Below are 23,872 nucleotides of genomic sequence, written 5' to 3'. Positions count from 1 at the left end.
GAGAAAAATTGTGAGTCGGTCATGAAGCAGAATTCCGCCAAGCAAGCAGAGACAACCAGCGCACCGATCCTACGCCGCACGCCCAGCCAGAGCCGCGCACAGGAAAAGATTCGACGCATCGCTGAATGCGCCACGGCGCTGATCGCCGCCAAGGGCAGCGACAGCCTCAAGATGAGTGAAATCGCCCAGCAGGCCGGTATCTCCATCGGCGCGCTCTATCAGTATTTTCCCGATAAAAGCGCCCTGATCCGCTACCTGTTTGAAAGCTGTAACGCGCAATCGCGCCAGTGCATCGCGGAAGGGCTTGCAGCAGCCAGTTCGGCTGACGAGTTGATCGTCGCCTTCAATGCACTGATCGATGAATATCTGACCCTGATGCGGCTGGAACCGGCGATGCGCGACATCTGGTCGGCGACCCAGACAGACAAATCCCTGTCAAAACTGGAAATTGCCGAAAGCAGGCAGAACGGCCAGCTGCTGGCCGATACGATCCGCCGGATCGCCCCCGGCAAGCTGCCGGCGCAACTCGACGAAACCGCCTTCCTGCTGATGCATTTTGGCGAATCCACCATGCGCATCGCGGTCGAGGTTTCGGAAAACGAATGCCATGCGCTGATAGACGCCTACAAGGTCATGGCCATGCGCAGCTTGCGCGACCTGATGGTGGAATAGGACTTCACGGCAGCCAGTCGATCGGCACATGCCCCTTGTCGCTGGCCACGCGCTGCAACCATTCACGCACAGCGGGATAGTGCCGCATATTGAAACCACCCAGATGCGCTTCATGCGTGTAGGCATAGAGCGCGATATCAGCCACCGTATAATTGTTACCCGCGATGAACGGCGTTTTCTTCAGCTGGGTTTCCATCACGGCCAGCGCCTTTTCGCCGCCGGCCAGCGTGGAAGCGAGGCGTTCCGGCGTCGCATCGCGAGACCGCTCTGGATAAACCATCAATGCCCGGCGTACTGCGATATAAGGTTCGTGGCTATATTGTTCAAAGAAAAGCCACTGATAGACCAGTGCGCGTTCATAAGCGTCTTTCGGCAAAAAGGGCGTCCCCTCGGCCAGATGCAGAAGAATGGCATTCGATTCAGCGAGAAAACGGCCGTCTTCCAGTTCCAGCAACGGAACCTTACCGTTCGGGTTCTTGACCAGATATTCAGGCGTGCGCGTCGATCCATCAAGCGAGGAGACCGCGACATGGCGAAAGGGCCTACCGATTTTTGCCAGAAGCAGGCGGGGTTTGTAGCAATTACCGGAATCGGCGTGCTCATAAAGCGTCAGCATGGTCATCTCCTGTTCTGCCGCAATATTTCTGCCCGTCCGCCTCCTGTCCAATCAGTTTCTTTGCGATAATATGTCAGCATTGCTGATGGATTTGTTCGTTTCGGCAACACATTTTCGCGAAATCAAGCAATTACCGATGAAATCACAATCCATCTGTTGCGCTTCCTGCGCCGATGGGACATAGAAAACCCGCAAAACCGGACCTGCCCGGTGCCGGTTAACAGAGCCTGCCATCTATGGAGATCTATCATGGCATTTCTCGCCGACGCCCTTTCTCGTGTAAAGCCATCTGCGACCATCGCGGTCAGCCAGAAAGCACGTGAACTGAAAGCCAAGGGCAAGGACGTGATTGGTCTCGGTGCGGGCGAGCCCGACTTCGACACACCCACGAATATCAAGCAGGCTGCCATCGACGCGATCAACCGCGGCGAAACGAAATACACGCCTGTTGCCGGTATCCCCGAACTGCGTCAGGCCATCGTCGCCAAGTTCAAGCGTGAAAACGGCCTCGATTACAAGCCGGAACAGGTCATCGTCGGCACTGGTGGCAAGCAGATTCTGTTCAACGCCTTCATGGCAACGCTGAACCCCGGCGATGAAGTCATCGTTCCTGCTCCTTACTGGGTCAGCTATCCGGAAATGGTGGCGATCAACGGCGGCAATCCGGTTTTCATCAACACGAAGATCGAAGACAATTTCAAGCTGACGGCCGCCGATCTGGAAAAGGCGATCACGCCGAAGACCAAGTGGCTGATCTTCAACTCGCCGTCGAACCCGACCGGCGCGGCTTACACGGAAGCAGAACTCAAGTCCCTGACCGACGTTCTGGTTCGTCATCCGCATGTCTGGATCCTGACCGACGACATGTATGAGCATCTGGTCTATGGCGACTTCGTCTTCACGACGCCTGCTCAGGTCGAGCCTTCGCTTTATGACCGCACGCTCACCATGAACGGCGTTTCCAAGGCCTATGCCATGACCGGCTGGCGTATCGGCTACGCAGCAGGACCACTGCAACTCATCAAGGCCATGGATATGGTGCAGGGTCAGCAGACCTCGGGCGCTTGCTCCATCGCACAATGGGCCGCAGTCGAAGCCCTCAACGGCACCCAGGATTTCATCCCGGAAAACAAGAAGATCTTCCAGGCCCGTCGCGATCTGGTCGTGTCAATGCTCAATCAGGCCAAGGGCATCAAGTGCCCGACGCCGGAAGGTGCTTTCTACGTCTATCCGTCCTGCGCTGACCTGATCGGCAAGAAGACGGAAGCTGGCAAGGTCATCGAGACAGACGAAGACTTCGTCACCGAACTGCTGGAAGCTGAAGGCGTCGCCGTTGTTCATGGTTCGGCTTTCGGACTTGGACCGAACTTCCGCATTTCCTATGCAACGTCGGATACGCTGCTTGAAGAAGCCTGCACCCGCATCCAGCGCTTCTGTGCAAGCCTGCGCTAAACACTTCAGGTACAGAATGACCAAGGGGCCGAAAGGCCCCTTTTTCATATCCAGACTTCGGGAAAACTTGCGCTCCGGCAAAAAGCCAAAAAAAAAGCCAGACAAATGTCTGGCTTTGAGTTTTGAAGGTGCCTTTGAGGCAAACCTCCAGAGGGGAACACTCAGCCTGCGCAAATGGGAGGAGGAAACGCAGCGCTGAGATGATCTTTATATGCCTGTTGCCCATTGTTTTTGCAATGCAACTTTAGCGCAATGCAGCTATGCGTTTTACGCATGTCTAGATCAGGGCATAAATCAATTCAAAAACAATAGGTTACGGAGATACAAATTACTTCGTAATATTATAATGTGCAGATTGATCGCCTAAAGCATGAGCAGTGGCGAAACAACGATGCCTCCAAATTTGGCAAATCACCCTTTTTGAGTCGCTCCAAGCAGATGTCATGCAACTGTCACTGCAGTGCAGCGGGCTTGTCATACAACGCGCCTAAAAGCCCCGGCAAGATGCCGCGCACAATGCGCTCGGCGGAGTGCAGCACAAGAAAAAGTGCTGCGACAAGAGACAGACCCGAGAAGGAGCGTACCCGTGCGGATCGTTCAGATTACAGACACCCACCTCAGCCCCATCAAGCCGCACTTCAACCGCAACTGGGAACCGCTCGTTGCCTGGATCGATCAGCAGAAACCGGATCTCATCATCCATACCGGCGACCTTACAGTCGACGGCGCCGATGTGGAGGCCGACCTTCTGTTCTGCCGTGCCTGCCTGAATGAGCTTCCGGCGCGTGTTCTCAGCCTTCCGGGTAATCACGATATCGGCCACCTTCCCGAAAGCCACCAGCCGGTCAATCCGCAGCGCCTGATGCGCTGGCGCCGTCATATCGGCCCGGACCGTTGGGCGGAAAACTTCGGCAACTGGCGTATCATCGGCCTCAACAGTCTCATCATCGGTTCCGACGAAGCCGAAGAAGCAGACCAGTTCCAGTGGCTCGAAGACGAATTGAAAAACAGCGATGGCAAGCCCGTCGCCGTCTTCGCGCACAAGCCGCTCTTTGTGGACGATCCAGATGAAGGAGATAGCGGCTACTGGGGTATCCGCCCTGCTCCGCGCCAGCGTCTTTATGATCTTTTCGCCCAGTATAATGTGCAGCTTCATGCCAGCGGTCACCTGCACCGCGCATGGTCGGGCGATGCGTTCGGCACGAATTATGTCTGGGCGCCTGCCGCCGCCTTCATCGTCGGGCCAATGGAACGCGACCTTCCCGGCGAGCGTATCCTCGGCGCTGCCATTCACGATCTCGATGAAGTTGCCACAAGCAGCATTGTCCGCATCAACGAGCTGACACCCTACGTCATTGATGACGTGGTGCATGAAGTTTATCCGCACCACTCCGGCGATGGCGAGAAAGTCACCGAGGAGGCAAGCCAGTGAGCACGCTCATCCTTCGCGACATCGGCAAATCCTACGGGGGCAACCGCATTCTCGATGGCATTTCCATTGAAGCTGCAGAAGGCGAATTCATCGCCCTCGTTGGCCCGTCAGGCTGCGGAAAGAGCACATTGCTGCGTATTCTCGCCGGTCTGGACCATGCGGATGAAGGAAGCGTGGAACTTGCAGGGCGCAACATAACCGGCGCTCACCCTGCCGATCGGAACATCGCCATGGTGTTTCAGTCCTACGCGCTCTACCCCCATCTGACGACGGCACAGAATATCGCGGTGCCGCTGGCAATGCGTGATCTGACCGCCGTGGAACGCCTGCCCATGATCGGCGCTTTCATTCCCGGCCAGCGCAGCAAGCGCGCCGCCATCCAGAAGCAGGTCAAGGCAACCGCAACGAGCCTCAAGATAGACCATCTGCTTGACCGCAAGCCGGGCCAGATGTCCGGGGGCCAGCGCCAGCGCGTCGCCCTTGCCCGCGCGCTCGTCCGCCAGCCCGGCGCATTCCTGATGGATGAGCCGCTATCGAACCTCGATGCCAATCTGCGCGTTCACACCCGTGCGGAAATCGTTGAACTGCATCGCCGCGCCGGTGTCCCCACAATCTACGTTACCCACGACCAGGCCGAAGCACTCAGCATGGCCGACCGTGTAGCGGTGATGATAGGCGGCAAACTGCTCCAGATCGACACGCCGACCGCGATCTATAACGATCCACGCCATATCGAGGTCGCGCAATTCATCGGCACGCCGCGCATCAATATTCTGGAAGCGTTGGTCAGCGATAATGGCATGGTGCATTTTGCAGGCCGTGCCATCCTGCAGGACGTCGCCGCCCATTCCGGCACCGCTATCCGCATTGGCATTCGTCCGGAACATTTCCAGCTCAAGCCGCACGACAAGACAGGCATAGCGGGCACAGTCTCACGGATCGAATTTCTCGGCTCGGAAGTTCTCGTCTATCTCAAAGCTCCCGGCGCTTCGCACGACCTCACTGTGAAGCTTTCCCCCGAGGAAGCCCGCGACATCGTCGTCGGCCTGCCCGTGGGCCTGCATTTCGATGCCAGCAACGCTTACCTCTTCGGAGAAGATGGCCTGCGCCTGCGCCAGCCCGCCGGAAACATTGTCAAGCTTGCAGCACCGGCAAAGGCTGCCGCTCATGTCTGATATGACGCTCTCCAGCTCTGCAGCCATTGGCGCACGCACGGCAGCTGAGGAAGCCCGTCGTCGCGAAGAACGGCTAGCCTGGAAACTGGCAGCTCCGGCCATCATTTTGACGGTGCTGCTGATCCTCCTGCCGACTGCCGCCGTCATTTTCTGGAGCCTGACCAATTTCGAGCTTGGCTATGACGGTTTCGAATTCATCGGACTGGATAACTATGCCGAACTGTTCAGCGACCGGACATTTCTGATCTCGCTGAAGAACACCGCCATCTATACCGCGATCGTAGCGCCTGCTTCCGTCTTTCTGGGTCTCGGCGTGGCCCTCCTTATCGAAGGCGAAGTTCGTGGCAAAGCCTTCTTCCGCACGGTCTATTTTCTGCCGGTCGCTTCGCTCCTCGTCGCCATGGCAACCGTCTGGCAATATCTGCTGCATCCGACACTTGGCCCCGTCAATGCCATGCTGGGCATGATCGGCAATGCTGGCCCCAACTGGCTTGGCTCCAGCGAGACGGTGCTGCTCAGCCTCGCATTGATCGGCATCTGGCAGAGCGTCGGCTTCAACATGGTGCTGTTTCTGGCCGGTCTCACGGCCATCCCGCGAGAACTCTATTCGGCTGCTGAAGTGGACGGCGTGAAAAACAGCTGGGAACGCTTCCGACTGGTCACATGGCCCCTGCTCGGCCCCACCACGCTTTTTGTCACGACGATCAGCATCATCAATGCCGTGAAGGTGTTCGAGACGGTCAAGACGCTGACCGAGGGCGGCCCGAACAAGGCTTCGGAAGTCCTGCTCTGGACGATCTATCAGGAAGGCTTCGTCTATCTGCGCGTCGGCTATGCTTCGGCGATGACGGTGATCTTTCTCGCGGTCCTCGTGATCCTGATGATGTTGCAGTTCCGCGTGCTGGACCGCCGCACCCACTATTGAGGAATCCGGTATGTCTTTCGCCCGTTCACTTCGCCTCGGCATCCTTTCACTGGGGGCCCTGCTTTTCCTCGCACCCTATATCTTCATGCTGTCGACGGCGGCAAAGTCGCAGCAGGATATTTTCTCGTCTTCCCTGTCGCTGATCCCGCACAACTGGGCACTCCTGGATAATCTTGCCAAGGCATTCAGCCGTGTGCCGATGGGGCTTTTGCTGTTCAACGGCGTCGTTGTCTGCGCGCTCATTCTGGTCATTCAGGTCGTGGTCGCCATTCCCTGCGCCTATGCCATGGCAAAGCTCAATTTCCGCGGCCAGCGCACTATGATGATGATGGTCATGCTCGGCCTGCTCGTGCCGATCCATGCCACCGCATTGCCCTTCTACGTAGGTTTCAACCAGCTCGGCGTGCTCAACAGCTATTTTGCTCTCAGCGCACCGTTCTTCATCTCGGTCTTCGGCATATTCCTGTTTCTGCAATTCTTCCGCGCCATGCCGGACGATCTGATCAGCGCCGCGCGTCTCGATGGCATGTCGGAAGCAGGCATCGTCATGCGGGTGATCGTGCCGAATGCCTGGCCTGCCATCACCGCCTTTTCGATCTTTTCGGTTGTCGCGCACTGGAACGATCTGTTCTGGCCGCTGATCGTCGTCAACGGCATGGAACGCGCCACGCCACCGCTCGGCCTCCTCTATTTCCGCGCTGCGGAAGCAGGCGACGATTACGGGGCGCTGATGGCCGCGACTCTCATCATCACCCTGCCGCTGCTGCTGGCATTTCTCGCCGCCCAGCGCCGCTTCATCGAAGGCATCACCCTCACCGGCCTCAAGGGCTGAATTCTTCCCTCCCATCCTCCACAGGAGTCCCAAACATGAAACGCCTCGCAAGCAATCTTGGCGCACTTGCCGCTCTGGCTATGACAACGGCCTTCGGCTCGCCCGCCTTTGCCGACACGACACTGAACGTGCACTATCCGATGCCGGGTTTCTTCAAGGATGTCATGGCCGACATCTCCAAAAAATTCATGGAGGACAATCCGAACATCAAGATCAACTTCGTCAGCCCGTCGGCGACCTACGAGGAAGGCATCCAGACGATCATGCGTCAGGCCGGAACGTCGGAAATGCCGGATATCACCTTCACCGGTTTGAACCGCCTGCGTGTGCTGGCGGAACGCAATATCGGCGTCGACATGAAGCCGCTGGTCGAAAAAGAAGCCGACATGGAAGCGCAGGGCTTCACCGATCACCTGCTGAGCCTCGCCCGCGTCGGTGACCGTCAGGTCGGTCTTGCTTTCGCAACCTCCAACCCGATCATGTATTACAATGCCGATCTTCTGAAGGCGGCAGGCGGCAATCCCGACACTCCGCCCACCACCTGGGATGAAGTGATTGAACTCGGCGGCAAGATCAAGGCCCTCGGCAACGGCAATGAGGGCATCGACTTCCGCTGGCAGGGCGACGACTGGATGTTCTCAGCCCTTCTGTTCGGCGCGGGCGGCACCATGCTGACCGAAGACGAGAAGAAGGTCGCTTTCAACGGACCGGAAGGTCTCGAAGCCTTCAAGCTGGTCGACCGCATGGTGAAGGAAGGCGGCATGCCGGTTCTGACCAAGGCTGCAGGCGAACAGGCTTTCGCAGCAGGCAAGGTCGGCTTCTCGTTCCAGACCACCGGTGCACTGCGCAACACGATCAAGAATGCCGGCGACAAGTTCGATCTTCGCACGGCAAAAATCCCGCTCATCAATGCTGAAAAGGGTCGCCTGCCAACTGGCGGCAACGCAGTTGTCATCCTGACCGAAGATCAGGCCAAGCAGGATGCAGCATGGAAATTCGCCAAGTTCGCTGCCGGTCCATACGGTGCTTCCGTTGTCGTTCCCGGCACCGGCTACGTGCCGAATAACGAACTGGCTGCAAAGTCCGATGAATATCTCGGCAAGTTCTATGAGGAAAATCCGCTCTTCAAGGCCGGTCTCAGCCAGATGTCGCTGATGATCCCGTGGTATGCCTTCCCTGGTTCGAACGGCGTGAAGGTAACGCAGACCATTGTGGACAATCTTTCGCGCGTCGTTGAGCAGTCCGCCACGCCGGAAGATGCCCTTGCCGATGCGTCCAAGGAAGTCCAGCGCCTGCTGCCGCGCAAGTAATCAGCCATCACCAAAAAAACAAAAGGCCGCGCTGATTGCCAGCGCGGCCTTTTTTTAAATCGCAAGCTGCAATCAATATGTCCAGTTGCGGGCCTTTGAGAACAGGAAGTCGCGGAAGGCGTGCAGTTTCGCGGAATTCTTCAAGGCTTCCGGGTAGCAGAAGAACGTATCGAAAGACGGTATTTCTTCCAGTTCCGGCAGAAGCTGTACCAGACCGGATTCCTTGTCGGCCATATAATCGGGCAGAACCGCGATACCGACCCCACGCTGAACAGCGCGACGAATCGACAGCAGATTGTTCACCTGCAACGCCGGAATACGTGTGCTGCCATCGGCACGTCCGGCAATCTCCAGCCAGTTCAGGCCCGTCAGATAGCTTGGCGCCGGTTCACCGAAAGTGACGACGCGATGCTGGTCGATCTCGTCTATCGAATTCAGCTTGCCATATTTCGAAACATACCCGGCGGACGCATAGACATGCATATGCACCGTGAACAGCCGACGCTGGATCAGATCCGGCTGCTGCGGCTGCCGCAACCGGATGGCACAATCCGCATGGCGCATCGTCAGGTCCAGTTCCTCATTGTCGAGGATCAGTTGCAGCTGGATATCGGGATAAAGCTCGACGAACTCCTGAATGCGCTCGACCAGCCAGCCGGAACCAAGACCAACAGTCGTCGTCACGCGGAGACGGCCTGTCGGCTTTTCCTTGCTCTCGGCAAGTTTCGAGCGAACATTTTCGAGCTTCATCAGAACGTCATGTGCCGTACGATAAAGCGTTTCGCCCTGCTCGGTCAGGATGAGACCGCGCGCATGACGATGAAACAGCGGGACGCCGACATCCTGCTCCAGCGCGCTTACCTGACGCGAGATAGCCGATTGCGACAGATGCAATGTCTGGGCTGCGTGGGTAAACGACCCAGCCTCAGCCGCAGCATGAAAAATGCGCAGTTTATCCCAGTCGAGCGGAGCGACCACGATTATCCCCTCTCATTGTTTTCACCGCATTCATCTTACGCAAAACCGCCTCACACTTTTGGCCAGGAAATGCTCTATTCTGCGGCTTCGTGCAGCGGTTCCTGTGCAGCAAGCCAGCGCTCGGCTTCAAGAGCAGCCATGCAACCCAAACCGGCGGCAGTCACAGCCTGACGATAGATATCGTCCGTGACGTCGCCCGCAGCGAAGATGCCCGGAACGTCGGTGGCGGTCGAATCAGGCGCCGTCCACAGATAACCGTTTGGCTTCTGCTTGAGTTTGCCCTCGAACAAAGAAACCGCAGGTGCGTGGCCGATGGCGACAAAAACGCCATGCGTGTCGAGTTCCTGCGTCTCGCCCGTCACCACGTTCTTGAGGCGCACGCCGGTCACGGTCGCGCCCATTGGCGGCTTTGCCTCGGTGCCGAGGATTTCGTCAATCACGCTGTTCCAGACAACCGAGACGTTCTGGCGCGAAAGCAGGCGATCCTGCATGATTTTTTCTGCACGGAAACCGTCGCGGCGATGCACGACCGTCACGCTCTTGGCGATATGCGAAAGATAAAGCGCTTCCTCGACAGCGGTATTGCCGCCGCCGACAACAACCACATCCTTGCCGCGATAGAAGAAACCGTCACAGGTTGCGCAAGCCGAAACGCCGCCGCCCATGAAGGTCTGTTCGCTGTCGAGGCCAAGCCACTTGGCCTGTGCACCCGTGGCGATAATCAGGGCATCGCAGGTATAGATCGTGCCGGAATCACCCTTCAGGCGGAAAGGACGCACCGTGGTTTCGACCTCGGTGATGATGTCATGGACGATTTCTGCGCCGACATTCTGCGCCTGCGTCGCCATCTGGTCCATCATCCATGGCCCCTGCACCGGCTCGGCATAGCCCGGATAGTTTTCCACATCCGTGGTAATCATGAGCTGTCCGCCCTGCTGCAACCCAGCAATGACGATTGGCTTCAGCATGGCGCGCGCGGCATAAATCGCGGCAGTATAACCAGCAGGACCTGAGCCGATGACAATGACTGGCGCATGACGCTGTGACATGAAGTTCTCTCCGGTCCCGGAGCGTTTGGACCTGATCAAGCCAGATCGGCGCTCCATATGTTGGTTTTCACACGTTTGCTTTTACGGCACCTTGTCCAAAAATGTTTCACACTTTCAGGGTGCACTCTAAAATCGATTTAAAGTGGCAGGCTCCAGCTCACCAGAATCGCTTTCGCGTCCCGTCTAGCCAATGCCCCGACCTTATGGCCAAGGTAGGTCTGCCCCTGATTGTTTGCAAGGTTCGACGGGGATTTGCTGTGCTTTAGCCACAGCTTGTGACCTTTAAGCAAACGCTTTGATAGCCACACGTTGCGGGTGGATCGATCTCACGCTAAACAAACATCACATAACGGACAATTCGCCTAACCTCGGAGCCGGCCGCCATCTATAAAACAGTCGCCAATATCTGCGCGCGCTTCGGCCTTGTCATGGCTGCTGCCATGCTCCTGCCTGCCGCAATCGACCTGCGCGACGGTAGCGACGACTGGCTGGTTTTCGTCCGCTCCGCGGCGGCGACTGGTGCATTGTCCGCCCTTTTCCTGCTGGCCACCCAAAACCAGACAATGCGCTTCACGCCGCGCCTCGGCTTTTTGCTGACGGCCTGTCTCTGGCTCACTGCAAGCTTTCTCGGCTCGATTCCGCTCTATTTTTCGCATCTGCCGATCAGCTATGCGACGGCGTTCTTCGAGGCCATGTCGGGCGTGACGTCGACCGGCGCGACCGCGCTGACCGGGCTCGACAACATGCAGCGCGGCATTCTCTTGTGGCGTTCGCTTCTCTGCTGGATCGGGGGCGTCGGCTTTATCGGCCTGGCACTCTTGATGCTCCCCTCGCTGCGGGCGGGCGGGCTTGCGCTCTTTCATATGGAGAATTCCGACAAATCGGAAAAAATCCTCCCGCGCATGAACCAGATAGCGCTGGGCATCGTGCTTGCTTACCTCAGCCTGACGGCTGCTTGCATCATCGCCTATTTTGCCGTTGGCATGAGCGTGTTCGACGCCATCAATCATGGCCTGACAACCGTTGCCACGGCAGGCTTCTCTACACACGACAGTTCAATCGGCTTCTATGAAGGGAACCGCCTGCTCCTGGTCGTGTCCACGATCTTCATGGCCCTGTCAGCGTTGCCCTTCGTGCTTTACATCAAGGCCTTCATGCCACGCCGCATGGAATCGCTCGCCGATCCGCAAGTGAAACTGTTCTTCTCAATCGTGATCGGGTTCAGCTTTGCGCTCGCCGTAGTTCTGCGGCTCGGCTCCGATGTACCTTTCGGTGACGCGCTGATCTCGGCCTCGTTTCATTTTGTGTCGGTCATGACGACGACAGGCTATGCCACCGAGGACTATTCGCTCTGGGGACCGCCGGCGATCGGAATTTTCTTTCTCGCATCGTTTCTGGGCGGCTGCGCCGGATCGACGTCGGGCGGCATCAAGATGAACCGCCTCATCATCCTGTGGAGCCTGACACAGGCCAATCTCGCCCGGCTCATCATGCCGCACGCCGTCATCAAGATCCGTTACGGCAGCTCGGAAATTTCCGGTGAAATCGCGCAGAATGTCCTCCTTTACCTGTTCCTCTACTGCGCTTCGCTCATTACAGGCGCAGTCCTGCTCGCCTCGCTCGGACTCGACTTCGTATCTGCCTTCACCGGCGCCCTGACCGCCCTTTCCAACGTCGGCCCCGGTTTGGGCGATACCATTGGTCCCGTTGGCAACTTCTCAACCATTCGGGACCAGGCCTTATGGGTCCTTTCCTTCCTCATGCTGGCCGGGCGTCTGGAGCTCGTTACCATATATATCCTGTTCACTCGTGCTTTTTGGGTGCGTTGACAGAACGTTAGGCAGTTTACATCCGCCTGCTTCATTTGATATGAGCAGGATTAGATTGCGCCACGATGGCGACGAATGTTCTATAATTACCCCGGAATGAAATTTCCTTGCGCGCGGAGTTACGCATGCCGATCAAGGCCGATCTGGATGAAATCGATTGGAAAATCCTTCGGGAGCTCCAGAACAACGGGCGCATCACCAATGTCGAGCTGGCGGAACGTGTCGGCATTTCAGCTCCGCCCTGTCTTCGCCGTGTGCGCAAGCTGGAAGAAAGCGGCGTCATCCGGGGCTATCGCGCCATTCTCAATGGCAATTCACTCGGGCAGGATCTGGTCGCCTTCTGTTCAGTCGGCCTCCATCGTCAGGCCGATGCGGATCTCAAGGCGTTTGCCGAGAAAACCAAGCAATGGCCGCTGGTACGCCGCGCCTGGATGGTTTCGGGCGAATCCGATTTCCTCCTCCATTGTGTCGCGCGCGATCTGAACACGTTCCAGACCTTCGTGATCGAAGAGCTGACCGCCGCTCCCAATGTGGATTCCGTGCGCACTGCTCTGACCATTCGTCCGGTCAAGGACGAACCACTGATGATCCTTTAAATATTAGAGCATTTCCAGCAAAAGTGCGAAGCGGTTTTGCGTAGGATAATGCGTATAAACAAAGAGATAGAGCGGCCTCACGATTCCGTTTTAACTGGAACCGCTCTAGATTTTGCGCCGGGGTACTTATCACTTCCCGGCGAATACGCGCTCGTAAACGCTGCTGATTGCGGCAGCTTCCTTTTCGAGCGGAAAGGTGGCGCGAACATGCCTGAGAGCATTTTCGCCGTCACGCTCGGCCAGAGCCGGATCGGCCAGATATGGCTCGATAGCCTTGCGCAAGGCTTCCCCGTCGCCAGCCGCAACCGATGTCCCGGTGCCGTCAACGATCATTTCCGCATAGGCGCCCGCATCGCTGGCAACGACCGCTGTTCGCGACGCCATGGCTTCGAGCGGCGTCAGCCCGAAGCCTTCATTGCGCGAAGGCGCAACATAGAGCGTCAGGCGACGATACCAGACGCGGATATCCGGCACTTCCCCCAGAATGAGGATACGGTCCTGCAGACCGGCAGCGGCGATCTTCGCCTTCAGATCGTCCAGGAAAGACTGGTGCTCAGCAGTCGTGCGCCCGGTGATGATGGCGGTCCATTCAGGATATTTCGGCAGTAACGCGATCATCGCATCGACGAAGAGGTCCGTCCCCTTGGAGGAACGCACGCGGCCGAAACAACCGACGGCATATTTTCCGGGCAGGCCCGATCCCGCAAATTTGTCGTCGTCACCAACAGGCGGGTGGAAGCGCTGCAGGTCCACGCCATGCATGATGACCTGATGCGGAACTTCGAGAAAGCTCCCTGACCGGCCACTCGTCGCAATTACCGCATTCATGCGACGGATGAGCCATTTGGTAAAAGGCTTGTGGTGGCGCTGCGCAGCCGAGGTAAACACCAGCCTCAGTTTCATGCGCAGCACATCGCGCATGAAAATACCGGCGAGCATTTCGATATTGCGCCGCGCATGCCAGATGCGGAACGGTTTCGTCCTCGGCTTCGACCAGAAGGACCAAAGCGCGCTCCATCCCAGATGCGGTAGCGTGTCCGGCAGGCCCGGTCCCATCGTTGCAATGTTCAGCCCCGTTGCGCGCTGCAAAGGGATCAACTGAACAATTGTCGATGTGACACCGGAGAGGCGGCGCTTGAAATTCGGCGCCACCACCTCGACATCCTGAACTCGAACCTGTCCGGAATCTGGCTTATGCGCGGACACGGAAATCAGACGAACTTCAAGCCGACGATTTCGTAGGAACGCGAACCGCCCGGAGCGTTGACTTCAATCGTGTCGCCTTCGCCTTTGCCGATCAGCGCACGTGCAATCGGTGATGAAATGGAGATACGGCCTTCCTTCACATCGGCTTCCTGATCGCCGACAATCTGGTAGATTTTCTCTTCTTCCGTATCTTCGTCTATCATGGTGACAGTGGCGCCGAACTTGATGCGGTCGCCTGACAGTTTCGAGACGTCGATAATCTCGGCACGCGCAACCAGATCTTCCAGTTCGTTGATACGACCTTCATTCAGGCTTTGGGCTTCTTTCGCAGCGTGATACTCGGCGTTTTCCGACAGATCGCCATGCGCACGCGCTTCAGCGATTGCCTCAATAATCCGAGGGCGCTCCGATTGCTGACGCCAACGCAGCTCTTCCTTGAGCTTTTCGAAACCGCCAGGGGTCATAGGGAACTTTTCCATACCCAGTCCTTTCCTTCGCCCGGTGCTCGCCTCTCCCCGAGGCCTGCACGCACCGGCATCTTGATTTGCCCGCCTCACCTCGCGCAATGCTTGGATAGTGCGAGGCGCTTTTCGGCGGCTGACCAGCCGCCGACACACAAAAAGAAAACGGTCACCGAAACACCCGTCTCGGAACCGTTCGAATAGCCGTTCATAGAACTATAGCATTTCCATCAATCATTTCACGCGGAAAAATATCGGCCTGTCAACTCTCTCCAAAAACGGCACCTATTTCGCGTTGATCGGCCAGCTCGCAGGCCATTTCTCCGGGCCTCCGGCATAATTGCCATCGCAGTCACCTTTCGACCGCTCCTGTAGCAGAACGAAACGCACCCGCCCCTCGCCGCTATCGGTGGCTTTCCAGACATCATAGATGCCGCAATCTCCAAGCCCTCTCCCCTTGAAGAAGGCTGTCAGCGTCAAGGCTTTCTGTGACCAGTCGATGTTCCACGCAGTGTCGGTCACCGTCGGACCATCGTCCGAAATGGTTGGCAGGGAGATCGGCACGGTCTTGTTTTCATAGCGGCTGTAGAACGAGTAAGGCTGATTATAGGCCCCCGGCGAACCGCAGGGCAGGCCGATAAGATCAAGACCATCGGCAATCTTCGTCTCGAAACCGCCCGCATTGCGGAACGTGCCGGGACTGGCTCCGCCGCAAACCGCCGCTTCGTCGGAAAAATCCTTGCGGATTTCTGCCGGTATCTCTTCGACCGTTTCAATCAGCTTGAGCTGCGGCGAAACCGGTGCCGGCTTGCTGCCCTTGACCTGCAACGCCTCGATAGTTCCGTCGCGCGATTGCTGTTCGTCCACATAAATCAGCCCGCCGACGAGGCCCGAAAGCGAATAGGTCGAGGTCTTTCCGGCAAATTTCAGTTGCAGTTTCTGGCCGTTCTTCATCGCATCAAGTATCTTGGCAAGATCGCCCGTATAATCGAGCTGATCGTCCTCAGCCTTCAAAGTCGAGACATCGACATCAAGCAGGGTTTGACCGTCGATGGCAATCTCCAGCCTGCCAGTTTTCTGTGATGGATCGACATAGGAAAGCCTGAGCACCGGCTTCGAACCGGACTGGCTACTGCGAAAGATGCCAAGCCCCATACCAGAATTCGATGCGCCTTCGCTCGCGACTGGTGAGAGTGTCACGGTGCAGTTTTGCGCAAAATCGCACAGAATCAGCGTGTCGCGAACCTTCTTGAAGGCAGCCTGCGATTCCCCACCCGCCAGAAACAGCATCGTCGTGGCAATCGTTGTCACCGCAACAGATCGACGATTCAAAGAAAGCATAAAACACCTCGTCAGTAAGAAATCGCTCTAAAATAGATCATGCATGAATGTCGCAGAATCGGAAGTTCTCTTGCCGCCTGCCCGTAATATTGCCTATAGCATAGCGACCGGAAAAGGCTGAAAAGCGTCCGGTTTCTCTTTCTATTGTGACATATGCTGAAAAGTTCGAAACGAGGCAATGATGACGCGCGTACAAGCCAACATGCTGCTGCTTCTGGCAGGCGTCATCTGGGGCATGGGTTTCGTCGCCCAATCAACGGCGATGGCCAGTATCGGTCCGTTTCTGTTCATCGGCATCCGCTCGGCAATCGCATCGCTCACGGTCCTGCCATGGGCCGTAGCGGAAGGGCGTCGGACGAAGGTCCGTCTGAGCCGGTCGAACTATATCTTCTTCATCATCATCGGACTAAGCCTGTTCACCGGGCTTGTCCTCCAGCAGATCGGGCTTATCACCACATCCGTCACCAATGCCGGCTTTCTGACCGGGCTTTATGTCGTGATGGTGCCCGTGCTCGGCGTCATTCTGTTTCGCACATGGCCGCATCCGGTCGTATGGCCAAGTGCGGCGGCATGTCTTGCTGGCATATTTCTGCTTTCAGGAGGCGCGCTGACCGCGCTCAAGCAAGGGGATTGGCTGGTCATTTGCGGTGCAATTTTCTGGGCCTTGCAGGTGGTCTTGATCAGCAGGGCAAACCGCGCAGGGCGACCGATAACGCTAAGCTGCATCCAGTTTGCGACCAGCGCCGTTGTCGGGCTTGTCATCGCATCTATGGTCGAAGACTTCAACTGGACTGCCATTACGCTCACCTGGAAGGAAATCCTGTTCACCGGCGTCTTCTCGTCCGGCGTCGCCTTCACCTTGCAGGCCATCGGGCAGCGCTATACGACGTCCGCACAGGCCGCGATCTTCCTGGCATCGGAAGCGCTTTTCGCGGCGCTGTTCGGCGCGCTCTTCCTTGGCGAGCGGGTGACCTTTATCGGCTTCATCGGCTGCGGACTGATCTTCGCCGCCATGATGGCGGTCGAACTCATCCCCATGTTCTGGAAACGCAAGTCTGATCTTGTCCCTGCCGAATGACCCCAATCACCCCTTGAAGATGAGAGCCGCCCCACCCGCTATGAACGCAAAGCCCAGCAGATGGTGCCATGTAAAGGCTTCCTTGAGGTAGAACACCGAGAACAGGCTGAAGATCACCAGCGTGATGACCTCCTGAATGGTCTTGAGCTGTGCCGCCGAATAGACCTCGTGCCCGATGCGATTGGCCGGAACCGCGAGGCAATATTCGATCAGCGCGATACCCCAGCTGATGAAAATGACGGTAACGAGTGGTGTATTGGTGAATTTCAGGTGCCCGTACCAGGCGAATGTCATGAAGATGTTCGAGCCGATGAGAAGCAGGATCGGCAAAACGCTTGGCGAAATCAGTGCTGACATGGAAGTGACTTCAGGGACCGGGAGGATGTTGTCTGCGGCGTGGCCCGAAGCCGCAGCACGGTGATAGAACAAAGGCAGGATTTTGCCAATCCTGCACCCTGCCCCGTTTACGCCACAGCCCTTAACGCGGACGCTGACTCTTCCTTTACGCTTGCGGGCTAATATTCGGGAAACGCCATCGGTCTGGTCTCCTGAAGAAAAGGTATGGACATGAGTTCTGCGTTGTCCGCCACCGCTCCAGTCAGCCGCCAGCGCACCCGGTTGCGGGGTCTGGCCCCGTCTTTATCCATCGCCCTGCTGGCCATCATCGCCGGCTGTTCCGGCGAGAGTGCCCCGCGCCCGCAGGCCAGTGTCGGCAATTCCGATATGATGGTTCCCGACGCGCCGGTCGCAAGTGCTGCCCCGGTTAATGCCCCAGTCGTGGAGGCACCTGCCGTAGAACCACCTGTCATGCAGGCGCCGCAGGAAGAACGCGTCGTCGGGCTTGCCGAAGAGGAAGAAAATCACGTCGCGCGATCCCAACAGCAGAGCCAGCCGCAATATTCCGGCGACTACGGCTTTACGGCGCCCATTCAAAATCCGGTGACAGCCGCTGAAAACATCTACACGATGTCCAATGCGGAAGCGGCCTGCCGCACGCGCCTGAAACGGCTTGGCGTCGTCTTCAAGGAAAAGCCGACAATCTATCGCAGCAGTTCCTGCCATATCGAAAACCCGATTGAAGTATCGGGTTTCAACAGCGGTTCCATCGCCTTCAAACCGGCGGCGACGCTGAACTGTCAGGTGACCGAAGCCTTTGCGCGCTGGATCAAGGGCGACCTGCAACCCGCCTCCCGGATGCGCTATCTGTCCGGCGTAAGCACGATCTATAATGCCGGGGGCTATTCCTGCCGCACCATGAACAACCGCCGCGGCGCGAAAATGTCGGAACATTCACGCGGCAACGCCATCGATGTCACCAAGATCGTGCTGAACAATGGCAAGAACATCATGGTGCGCAAGCCGGGATTCTTCGCCTTCCGCGAAAAGGGCCTGCTCAACAGCGTTCGCTCCGATGCGTGCGGCTATTTCTCGACGGTTCTCGGTCCCGGCTATAACCCGGAACATGCCGATCACTTCCATTTCGACCTGATGCAGCGCCGCAGCGGCTATCGCGCCTGCAAATAAGCCCGGCGCAATACCGGGCTTGACGTTGCTTTATTCTTCCTGCGGCACCGGTGTCGGCTTGCCGTCCGCATCCAGGGAAACCATGATGAATTCGGCATGCGTAACAAGGTCGCGTTTATCGCTGAGATAGCGCTTCGCCCACGCCTCGACCCGCAGTGTGATGGAAGTGCGGCCTACCCGCGTTATATCCGTGTATACGCAGAGCGTGTCACCGATCTTCACTGGCCGGGCGAATGACATTTCGCGTACCGCCGCTGTCACCGTACGCCCCTTGGCGCGCTCGGCGGAACGGATGCCAGCAGCCATATCCATCTGCGCCATCACCCAGCCGCCGAAAATATCATAGGCTGAATTGGCGTCCTTGGGCATGGCGGAAACGCGGATGGTCAGCGTGCCATTCGGCTCATTGTCAGTACTCATCAATGTCAGTCCTTAAGTGCTTGAGAGAGTCGGCCTCTAATATGAGACAAGCCCGGCGCGAAGAAAAGTACCGCGCAAAGCACTTAAACCGTTAGAATGCAGCCCGATTTCAGGATGTCGATATTCATTAATCATGAATTGAAATCGAAGAATCGTGATGCGCGTAAATAATAATCCCCATGCTATAAGTAACCAACAGAAGTATATTAGAGGAATGATATATGAAACTATCGGTAAAATCTTCCATAGTTACATTAGCGCTTCTTATTTCAACAAATGCTTATGCATCATCGGCAATCGTAACATCGACAATTAATCTGCGCGTCGGCCCCGGCACACAGTATGGAACCATCGGGTCAATCCCGAATGGCGTCGGTATTACGGTTGCCGGCTGCACCAGCGGCTATGGCTGGTGTCAGGTGACCTATGACGGCATGACCGGCTGGGCCGCATCGAGCTACATCGCCATTCAGACCGGCAATGGCGGTTATACGACGAACAATAATTTCGGATCGACCGCCGCAGCCGTCGGGATACCGCTCATCGCGGGCATAGCCATTGGTTCGGCCCTGTCCGCCAATAGCGGCCCTTATTGGGGACCCGGCTGGGGTCCTGGCCCTTATCGCGGCTGGAATGGCGGCGGCAATGTCTATAATGGCTGCATCGGACGCAATTGCCAGTCGAACTGGGGTCCGCCACGCCCACATTGGACGGACCGTCCAGGCTGGCGTGACCATCCGGGTTATCATCCCGGTTTTGGCCCCGGCTTTGGTCCGGGTCCCCGCATGCGTCCCGGCGGCAGACTGTAAAGCACTCCGAAAAAACCGCGCCTCCTGACAGCCTTCTGTCAGGAGCATCGCCGGATAGGAAATGGCTACGGAGGATTTCGCCTTCGCGCTCTTTTCATTTGGACGCTGAAATTCCATATTGGAAGCATGTCGCGGAAAAGTGGAAACCGGTTTTCCGCTTAAGACATGCGGTAACAATATAGGGTCATGGCTTCCTCAAAAGACAAACACTCCCAGGATTCGCACGACAAGGCTGGCGGCTTCGGTGAAGCTCCACAGGCCGAATTTTCCGGCGCACCCCTATCCGGTTCCATCGCCGGCCCCATTGCTGATTGGGCGAAGGAGATCGGCGACGAGGCTGCGAAGCCCCGCGCGAAAAACCCAAAACAACCCAAGAAGATTCCCGAGCGCAGCAAGGAAGCGTCGCGTAGCGGGCGCGGCACGTCCATGGGTGGCGCTGCTTCCGCCAAGGAACGTGCGGCGGCTGGCCTCAATCCCGTTGCCGGTCTCGATATCAGCCTGGAGGACGCAGCCGGACTAAATCCGTCCGGCGCAACGGCAACGGTTCAGGCCCTGTCGGACCTGATTGCCTCCGGCAATCCGCTGTTCAAGAATGGTGAGCTCTGGACGCCTCACCGCCCGGCCCGCCCGGAAAAATCCGAAGGCGGCATCGCCATCGAGATGGAAACCAGTTTCGAGCCGTCCGGTGACCAGCCGACAGCTATCCGCGATCTGCTGGAAGGGCTGGACAACGACGACCGCACGCAGGTCCTGCTCGGCGTCACCGGTTCGGGCAAGACCTTCACCATGGCGCAGGTCATCCAGCGGACCCAACGCCCAGCCCTGATCCTCGCGCCCAACAAGACCTTGGCCGCGCAGCTTTACGGCGAGTTCAAGAGCTTCTTCCCGAACAATGCCGTCGAATATTTCGTTTCCTACTACGATTACTACCAGCCGGAAGCCTATGTGCCGCGCTCGGACACTTATATCGAGAAGGAATCGTCCATCAACGAACAGATCGACCGGATGCGCCACTCGGCCACCCGCGCACTGCTTGAGCGCGACGATGTGATTATCGTCGCCTCCGTATCGTGCATCTACGGTATCGGATCGGTGGAAACCTATACGGCCATGACCTTCGAAATGAAGATCGGGGACCGGCTCGACCAGCGCCAGCTGCTCGCCGATCTCGTGGCCCAGCAATATAAGCGTCAGGACATCAATTTCGTGCGCGGCTCGTTCCGCGTGCGCGGCGACACGATCGAATTGTTCCCGGCCCACTTGGAAGATCGCGCCTGGCGCATTTCGCTTTTCGGCGATGAGATCGAGACCATAACCGAATTCGATCCGCTGACCGGCCAGAAGACCGGCGATCTGAAATCGGTGAAGATCTACGCAAACTCACACTATGTGACGCCGCGCCCGACCCTCAATCAGGCGATCAAGTCGATCAAGGAAGAGCTGAAGCATCGTCTTGTCGAACTGAACAATGCCGGTCGCCTTCTGGAAGCGCAGCGCCTCGACCAGCGCACGACCTTCGATCTGGAAATGCTGGAAGCAACCGGTTCCTGCGCGGGTATTGAAAACTATTCGCGCTATCTGACCGGCCGTAATCCCGGCGAGCCACCGCCGACGCTGTTCGAGTATATTCCCGACAATGCGCTGGTCTTCATCGACGAAAGCCACGTCACGGTTCCGCAGATCGGCGGCATGTATCGCGGCGACTTCCGCCGCAAGGCAACGCTTGCCGAATACGGTTTCCGCCTGCCATCCTGCATGGACAACCGCCCGCTCCGTTTCGAGGAATGGGACGCCATGCGCCCGCAGACCATTGCTGTTTCGGCAACACCGGGCGGCTGGGAAATGGAAGAAGCTGGCGGCGTGTTCGCAGAACAGGTCATCCGTCCGACCGGGCTGATCGATCCGCCGGTCGAAATTCGCCCTGCCAAGACGCAGGTTGACGACGTGCTCGGCGAAATTCGCGAAACGGCACAGAAGGGTTACCGTACACTGGTCACGGTGCTGACCAAGCGCATGGCCGAAGACCTGACGGAATATCTGCATGAACAGGGCGTGCGCGTTCGCTACATGCACTCCGACATCGACACGCTGGAGCGTATCGAGATCATTCGCGACCTTCGGCTTGGCGCCTTCGACGTGCTGGTTGGCATCAACCTCCTGCGTGAAGGTCTCGACATTCCGGAATGCGGCTTCGTCGCCATTCTGGATGCCGACAAGGAAGGCTTCCTGCGTTCGGAAACGTCACTGGTCCAGACGATTGGCCGTGCAGCGCGTAACGTCGACGGCAAGGTCATTCTCTACGCCGACAATATTACCGGCTCGATGCAGCGCGCGATGGACGAAACCAGCCGCCGCCGTGAGAAACAGGTTGCCTATAATGAAGAGCACGGCATCACGCCTGCTTCGGTGAAGAAGAATATCTCGGATATTCTCGGCTCGGTCTACGAGCGCGATCATGTCCGCGCGGATATTTCAGGCTTTGCGGAAGAAGGCGCGATGATGGGCAACAATCTTGCCGCCCATCTGGAGCATCTGGAAAAGCAGATGCGCGACGCCGCTGCCGATCTCGACTTCGAAAAGGCCGCGCGCCTGCGCGACGAGATCAAGCGGTTGCGCGAGACGGAGCTGGCTATTGCCGACGATCCGCTGGCACGCGAATTCGAAGCGGGCGATGCGGGTGCAGGCCGCAACAAGGGCAAGCCCACCGGCAATTCGCGTTTCCGCAAGCCGAAGCTGGATGAAATGGGTGCCGACACGACACGTCCGGCTGGCAAGCCGTCTCTGTTCCAGAAGCCGTCGCTCGACGATATGGGACCGGGCACCGACATGGCGAAACCGCTGTTCCGCAAGAACACGCTGGACGAGATGACGGTCAAGCGGACCGAAGTGCCAAGCGGTGGAAACGATGCCGCAATCCGCCGTGAGCGCGCTGGCATCGGGTCTTACGAAGACCCTGCCGAAACGGCGCGCAAGAAGCGCCGCCCCGGCAAGACGGGCCGTCCGGGGCGTTAAAGCGCATCCCGAAAGTGTGAAGCGGTTTTCGGAAAAGAAGCCCGTCGAGACAGATAGTTAGACACCACTGATTATGTGTTGGAGGGCTTACCAGCCTTCCAACACGATCTTGCCCTTCGCCTTGCCGCTTTCCAGCACGCCATGAGCGGCCTTGAGGTTAGCAGCATTGATCGGTGAAAGAACTTCCGTCAGCGTTGTCCTGATCTTGCCCTCATCGACCAGTTTCGCGACTTCATTCAGCAGGCAGCCCTGCTCTCCAATATCTGCGGTCCGATAGATCGGGCGAGTGAACATCAGTTCCCAGTGCACGGAAACTGACTTGCGCTTGAACGGCATGATGTCGAGCTTGTCGGGATCATCGATCAGACCAAACCGGCCCTGAGGTGCGATAAGCGCGACGATTTCGGAAAGATGATCGGGTGTCTGCGTTGTCGAAAAGACGAAGGCCGGTGCGCCAATCCCCAGAGCCTCAACCTGCCCGGCCAGCGGCTTGCTGTGGTCAATGACGTGATGCGCGCCGAGCTGCTTGATCCACTCTTGCGTTTCGGATCGCGAAGCCGTTGCGATGACCGTTAAATCCGTCAGCGCTCGTGCAAGCTGGATTGCAATCGAGCCGACACCACCGGCTCCGCCGATGATAAGAATGGCGTTAGCCGCTCCCGCCACGGGTTTACGCACATCAAGCCTGTCGAAAAGCATTTCCCACGCGGTAATCGACGTCAGCGGCAGGGCGGCGGCTTCGCTATTGGCAAGTGTTTCGGGCTTGTGCCCAACAATGCGTTCATCGACCAGATGAAACTCGCTATTGGCGCCCGGACGGATCAGGGAGCCTGCATACCAGACCTTATCGCCAGTTTTGAAATTCTGCACATACTCGCCGGTCTCGACGACGGTGCCAACCGCATCCCAGCCAAGCACTTTCCACTGGCCAGCCTCGGGCGAAACGCCGTTACGGATTTTGTAATCGACCGGATTTACAGAAACCGCCTCCACCTGAACCAGCAGATCGCGCCCGGCAGCAACCGGCTTGTCCAGTGTCACATCGACAAGCGAATCCGCTCGATCCAGTTTACCGGCGTTCTGATAGGCAACAGCTTTCATTGTCTTTGCTCCATTTGCTATGGACCAAATATTAGACTACTATGAGAATATGAA

The 23,872-nt window shown here is 57.6% G+C and carries 22 protein-coding genes and 1 pseudogene; 14 read left to right on the top strand and 9 right to left on the bottom strand.

What is annotated here, in order from left to right; translation table 11 throughout:
• Positions 1-21: 21 nt before the first annotated feature.
• Complete coding sequence (locus HWX93_RS05990) at positions 22-672, top strand: TetR/AcrR family transcriptional regulator (protein WP_176036829.1); 651 nt, start codon at positions 22-24, stop codon at positions 670-672.
• A gap of 4 nt (positions 673-676) precedes the next feature.
• On the opposite strand, the gene HWX93_RS05985 is transcribed toward HWX93_RS05990, so the two are convergent.
• Positions 677-1,288, bottom strand: coding sequence for a glutathione S-transferase family protein (locus HWX93_RS05985; RefSeq protein WP_176036828.1), 612 nt, complete (start codon positions 1,286-1,288; stop codon positions 677-679).
• A gap of 249 nt (positions 1,289-1,537) precedes the next feature.
• Here HWX93_RS05985 and HWX93_RS05980 point away from each other — a divergent pair, with 249 nt between their 5' ends.
• From HWX93_RS05980 to HWX93_RS05950, 7 genes and pseudogenes are all read left to right on the top strand, one after another.
• Positions 1,538-2,740, top strand: coding sequence for a pyridoxal phosphate-dependent aminotransferase (locus HWX93_RS05980; RefSeq protein WP_109987198.1), 1,203 nt, complete (start codon positions 1,538-1,540; stop codon positions 2,738-2,740).
• A gap of 16 nt (positions 2,741-2,756) precedes the next feature.
• A pseudogene (locus tag HWX93_RS05975) lies at positions 2,757-2,944 on the top strand (hypothetical protein).
• A 382-nt stretch (positions 2,945-3,326) separates the two neighbouring features.
• Positions 3,327-4,172: a metallophosphoesterase family protein gene (locus HWX93_RS05970; protein WP_176036827.1), complete on the top strand. Its 846-nt coding sequence runs from the start codon at positions 3,327-3,329 to the stop codon at positions 4,170-4,172.
• Positions 4,169-5,347: an ABC transporter ATP-binding protein gene (locus tag HWX93_RS05965; RefSeq protein WP_176036826.1), complete on the top strand. Its 1,179-nt coding sequence runs from the start codon at positions 4,169-4,171 to the stop codon at positions 5,345-5,347. The genes HWX93_RS05970 and HWX93_RS05965 overlap by 4 nt, the downstream gene beginning before the upstream one ends.
• Entirely contained in the window at positions 5,340-6,272 is a 933-nt protein-coding gene (locus tag HWX93_RS05960; RefSeq protein WP_176036825.1) for a carbohydrate ABC transporter permease, read from the top strand. Before HWX93_RS05965 ends, HWX93_RS05960 begins: the two co-directional genes overlap by 8 nt.
• Positions 6,273-6,282: 10 nt before the next feature.
• A complete protein-coding gene (locus HWX93_RS05955) occupies positions 6,283-7,104 on the top strand; it encodes a carbohydrate ABC transporter permease (protein ID WP_176036824.1) in 822 nt (273 codons plus the stop codon).
• Between the two features lie 35 nt (positions 7,105-7,139).
• Positions 7,140-8,414, top strand: coding sequence for an ABC transporter substrate-binding protein (locus tag HWX93_RS05950; protein WP_176036823.1), 1,275 nt, complete (start codon positions 7,140-7,142; stop codon positions 8,412-8,414).
• 72 nt (positions 8,415-8,486) lie between these two features.
• Here the strand turns inward: HWX93_RS05950 and HWX93_RS05945 are convergent, their stop codons facing one another.
• Positions 8,487-9,392, bottom strand: coding sequence for a LysR family transcriptional regulator (locus tag HWX93_RS05945; protein WP_061345943.1), 906 nt, complete (start codon positions 9,390-9,392; stop codon positions 8,487-8,489).
• Positions 9,393-9,466: 74 nt separating this feature from the next.
• On the bottom strand, positions 9,467-10,441 hold the full coding sequence (gene trxB / locus HWX93_RS05940) for a thioredoxin-disulfide reductase (RefSeq protein ID WP_176036822.1): 975 nt from the start codon (positions 10,439-10,441) through the stop codon (positions 9,467-9,469).
• 428 nt (positions 10,442-10,869) lie between these two features.
• Here trxB and HWX93_RS05935 point away from each other — a divergent pair, with 428 nt between their 5' ends.
• A complete protein-coding gene (locus HWX93_RS05935) occupies positions 10,870-12,270 on the top strand; it encodes a TrkH family potassium uptake protein (RefSeq protein ID WP_176036821.1) in 1,401 nt (466 codons plus the stop codon).
• A 125-nt stretch (positions 12,271-12,395) separates the two neighbouring features.
• The gene (locus HWX93_RS05930) at positions 12,396-12,866 is read left to right on the top strand and encodes an Lrp/AsnC family transcriptional regulator (protein WP_006471903.1); all 471 of its coding nucleotides are present in this window, start codon (positions 12,396-12,398) and stop codon (positions 12,864-12,866) included.
• A gap of 129 nt (positions 12,867-12,995) precedes the next feature.
• Here HWX93_RS05930 and HWX93_RS05925 read toward each other — a convergent pair whose 3' ends face one another.
• The 3 genes from HWX93_RS05925 to HWX93_RS05915 all read right to left on the bottom strand — a co-directional run bounded on the left by HWX93_RS05925 (position 12,996) and on the right by HWX93_RS05915 (position 15,874).
• On the bottom strand, positions 12,996-14,072 hold the full coding sequence (locus HWX93_RS05925) for a glycosyltransferase family 4 protein (RefSeq protein ID WP_176036820.1): 1,077 nt from the start codon (positions 14,070-14,072) through the stop codon (positions 12,996-12,998).
• A 5-nt stretch (positions 14,073-14,077) separates the two neighbouring features.
• Positions 14,078-14,551: a transcription elongation factor GreA gene (gene greA, locus HWX93_RS05920; protein WP_104756013.1), complete on the bottom strand. Its 474-nt coding sequence runs from the start codon at positions 14,549-14,551 to the stop codon at positions 14,078-14,080.
• 267 nt (positions 14,552-14,818) lie between these two features.
• A complete protein-coding gene (locus HWX93_RS05915; protein WP_176036819.1) occupies positions 14,819-15,874 on the bottom strand; it encodes a DUF1176 domain-containing protein in 1,056 nt (351 codons plus the stop codon).
• A 181-nt stretch (positions 15,875-16,055) separates the two neighbouring features.
• Here HWX93_RS05915 and HWX93_RS05910 point away from each other — a divergent pair, with 181 nt between their 5' ends.
• Positions 16,056-16,952 carry a DMT family transporter gene (locus tag HWX93_RS05910; RefSeq protein ID WP_176036818.1) on the top strand — a complete coding sequence of 299 codons (897 nt, stop codon included), beginning with the start codon at positions 16,056-16,058 and terminating at the stop codon, positions 16,950-16,952.
• A gap of 6 nt (positions 16,953-16,958) precedes the next feature.
• Here HWX93_RS05910 and HWX93_RS05905 read toward each other — a convergent pair whose 3' ends face one another.
• Positions 16,959-17,309 (bottom strand): DMT family protein, encoded by a 351-nt coding sequence (locus tag HWX93_RS05905; RefSeq protein WP_109987361.1) that lies wholly within the window; start codon positions 17,307-17,309, stop codon positions 16,959-16,961.
• A 210-nt stretch (positions 17,310-17,519) separates the two neighbouring features.
• Between HWX93_RS05905 and HWX93_RS05900 the strand changes: the two genes are divergently transcribed.
• The gene (locus tag HWX93_RS05900; protein ID WP_176036817.1) at positions 17,520-18,476 is read left to right on the top strand and encodes an extensin family protein; all 957 of its coding nucleotides are present in this window, start codon (positions 17,520-17,522) and stop codon (positions 18,474-18,476) included.
• A 30-nt stretch (positions 18,477-18,506) separates the two neighbouring features.
• Here the strand turns inward: HWX93_RS05900 and HWX93_RS05895 are convergent, their stop codons facing one another.
• A complete protein-coding gene (locus HWX93_RS05895; protein ID WP_176036816.1) occupies positions 18,507-18,896 on the bottom strand; it encodes an acyl-CoA thioesterase in 390 nt (129 codons plus the stop codon).
• 221 nt (positions 18,897-19,117) lie between these two features.
• On the opposite strand from HWX93_RS05895, the gene HWX93_RS05890 reads away from it, so the two are divergent.
• On the top strand, positions 19,118-19,705 hold the full coding sequence (locus HWX93_RS05890) for an SH3 domain-containing protein (RefSeq protein ID WP_176036815.1): 588 nt from the start codon (positions 19,118-19,120) through the stop codon (positions 19,703-19,705).
• A 186-nt stretch (positions 19,706-19,891) separates the two neighbouring features.
• Entirely contained in the window at positions 19,892-22,717 is a 2,826-nt protein-coding gene (gene uvrB, locus HWX93_RS05885; RefSeq protein ID WP_176036814.1) for an excinuclease ABC subunit UvrB, read from the top strand.
• Positions 22,718-22,804: 87 nt separating this feature from the next.
• On the opposite strand, the gene HWX93_RS05880 is transcribed toward uvrB, so the two are convergent.
• Positions 22,805-23,818, bottom strand: a complete 1,014-nt coding sequence (locus tag HWX93_RS05880; protein WP_176036813.1) for a zinc-binding alcohol dehydrogenase family protein — start codon at positions 23,816-23,818, stop codon at positions 22,805-22,807.
• Between the last annotated feature and the right edge of the window lie 54 nt (positions 23,819-23,872).

This window comes from Brucella tritici (assembly GCF_902825325.1).
Taxonomy (GTDB): Bacteria; Pseudomonadota; Alphaproteobacteria; order Rhizobiales; family Rhizobiaceae; genus Brucella.
Note: the sequence above shows the minus strand (reverse complement) of the source record. Positions and strands in the feature narration are given on the sequence as shown.

Excerpts from the sequence above, each read along its gene's own strand:
- HWX93_RS05950 (WP_176036823.1), top strand. The coding sequence starts at position 7,140 with ATGAAACGCCTCGCAAGCAATCTTGGCGCACTTGCCGCTCTGGCTATG.
- uvrB (WP_176036814.1), top strand. The coding sequence starts at position 19,892 with ATGGCTTCCTCAAAAGACAAACACTCCCAGGATTCGCACGACAAGGCT.
- HWX93_RS05900 (WP_176036817.1), top strand. The coding sequence starts at position 17,520 with ATGAGTTCTGCGTTGTCCGCCACCGCTCCAGTCAGCCGCCAGCGCACC.
- HWX93_RS05905 (WP_109987361.1), bottom strand. The coding sequence starts at position 17,309 with ATGTCAGCACTGATTTCGCCAAGCGTTTTGCCGATCCTGCTTCTCATC.
- HWX93_RS05880 (WP_176036813.1), bottom strand. The coding sequence starts at position 23,818 with ATGAAAGCTGTTGCCTATCAGAACGCCGGTAAACTGGATCGAGCGGAT.
- HWX93_RS05915 (WP_176036819.1), bottom strand. The coding sequence starts at position 15,874 with ATGCTTTCTTTGAATCGTCGATCTGTTGCGGTGACAACGATTGCCACG.
- HWX93_RS05910 (WP_176036818.1), top strand. The coding sequence starts at position 16,056 with ATGACGCGCGTACAAGCCAACATGCTGCTGCTTCTGGCAGGCGTCATC.
- HWX93_RS05935 (WP_176036821.1), top strand. The coding sequence starts at position 10,870 with ATGGCTGCTGCCATGCTCCTGCCTGCCGCAATCGACCTGCGCGACGGT.
- HWX93_RS05990 (WP_176036829.1), top strand. The coding sequence starts at position 22 with ATGAAGCAGAATTCCGCCAAGCAAGCAGAGACAACCAGCGCACCGATC.
- HWX93_RS05980 (WP_109987198.1), top strand. The coding sequence starts at position 1,538 with ATGGCATTTCTCGCCGACGCCCTTTCTCGTGTAAAGCCATCTGCGACC.
- HWX93_RS05955 (WP_176036824.1), top strand. The coding sequence starts at position 6,283 with ATGTCTTTCGCCCGTTCACTTCGCCTCGGCATCCTTTCACTGGGGGCC.
- trxB (WP_176036822.1), bottom strand. The coding sequence starts at position 10,441 with ATGTCACAGCGTCATGCGCCAGTCATTGTCATCGGCTCAGGTCCTGCT.
- HWX93_RS05890 (WP_176036815.1), top strand. The coding sequence starts at position 19,118 with ATGAAACTATCGGTAAAATCTTCCATAGTTACATTAGCGCTTCTTATT.
- HWX93_RS05985 (WP_176036828.1), bottom strand. The coding sequence starts at position 1,288 with ATGCTGACGCTTTATGAGCACGCCGATTCCGGTAATTGCTACAAACCC.
- HWX93_RS05895 (WP_176036816.1), bottom strand. The coding sequence starts at position 18,896 with ATGAGTACTGACAATGAGCCGAATGGCACGCTGACCATCCGCGTTTCC.
- HWX93_RS05930 (WP_006471903.1), top strand. The coding sequence starts at position 12,396 with ATGCCGATCAAGGCCGATCTGGATGAAATCGATTGGAAAATCCTTCGG.
- HWX93_RS05960 (WP_176036825.1), top strand. The coding sequence starts at position 5,340 with ATGTCTGATATGACGCTCTCCAGCTCTGCAGCCATTGGCGCACGCACG.
- greA (WP_104756013.1), bottom strand. The coding sequence starts at position 14,551 with ATGGAAAAGTTCCCTATGACCCCTGGCGGTTTCGAAAAGCTCAAGGAA.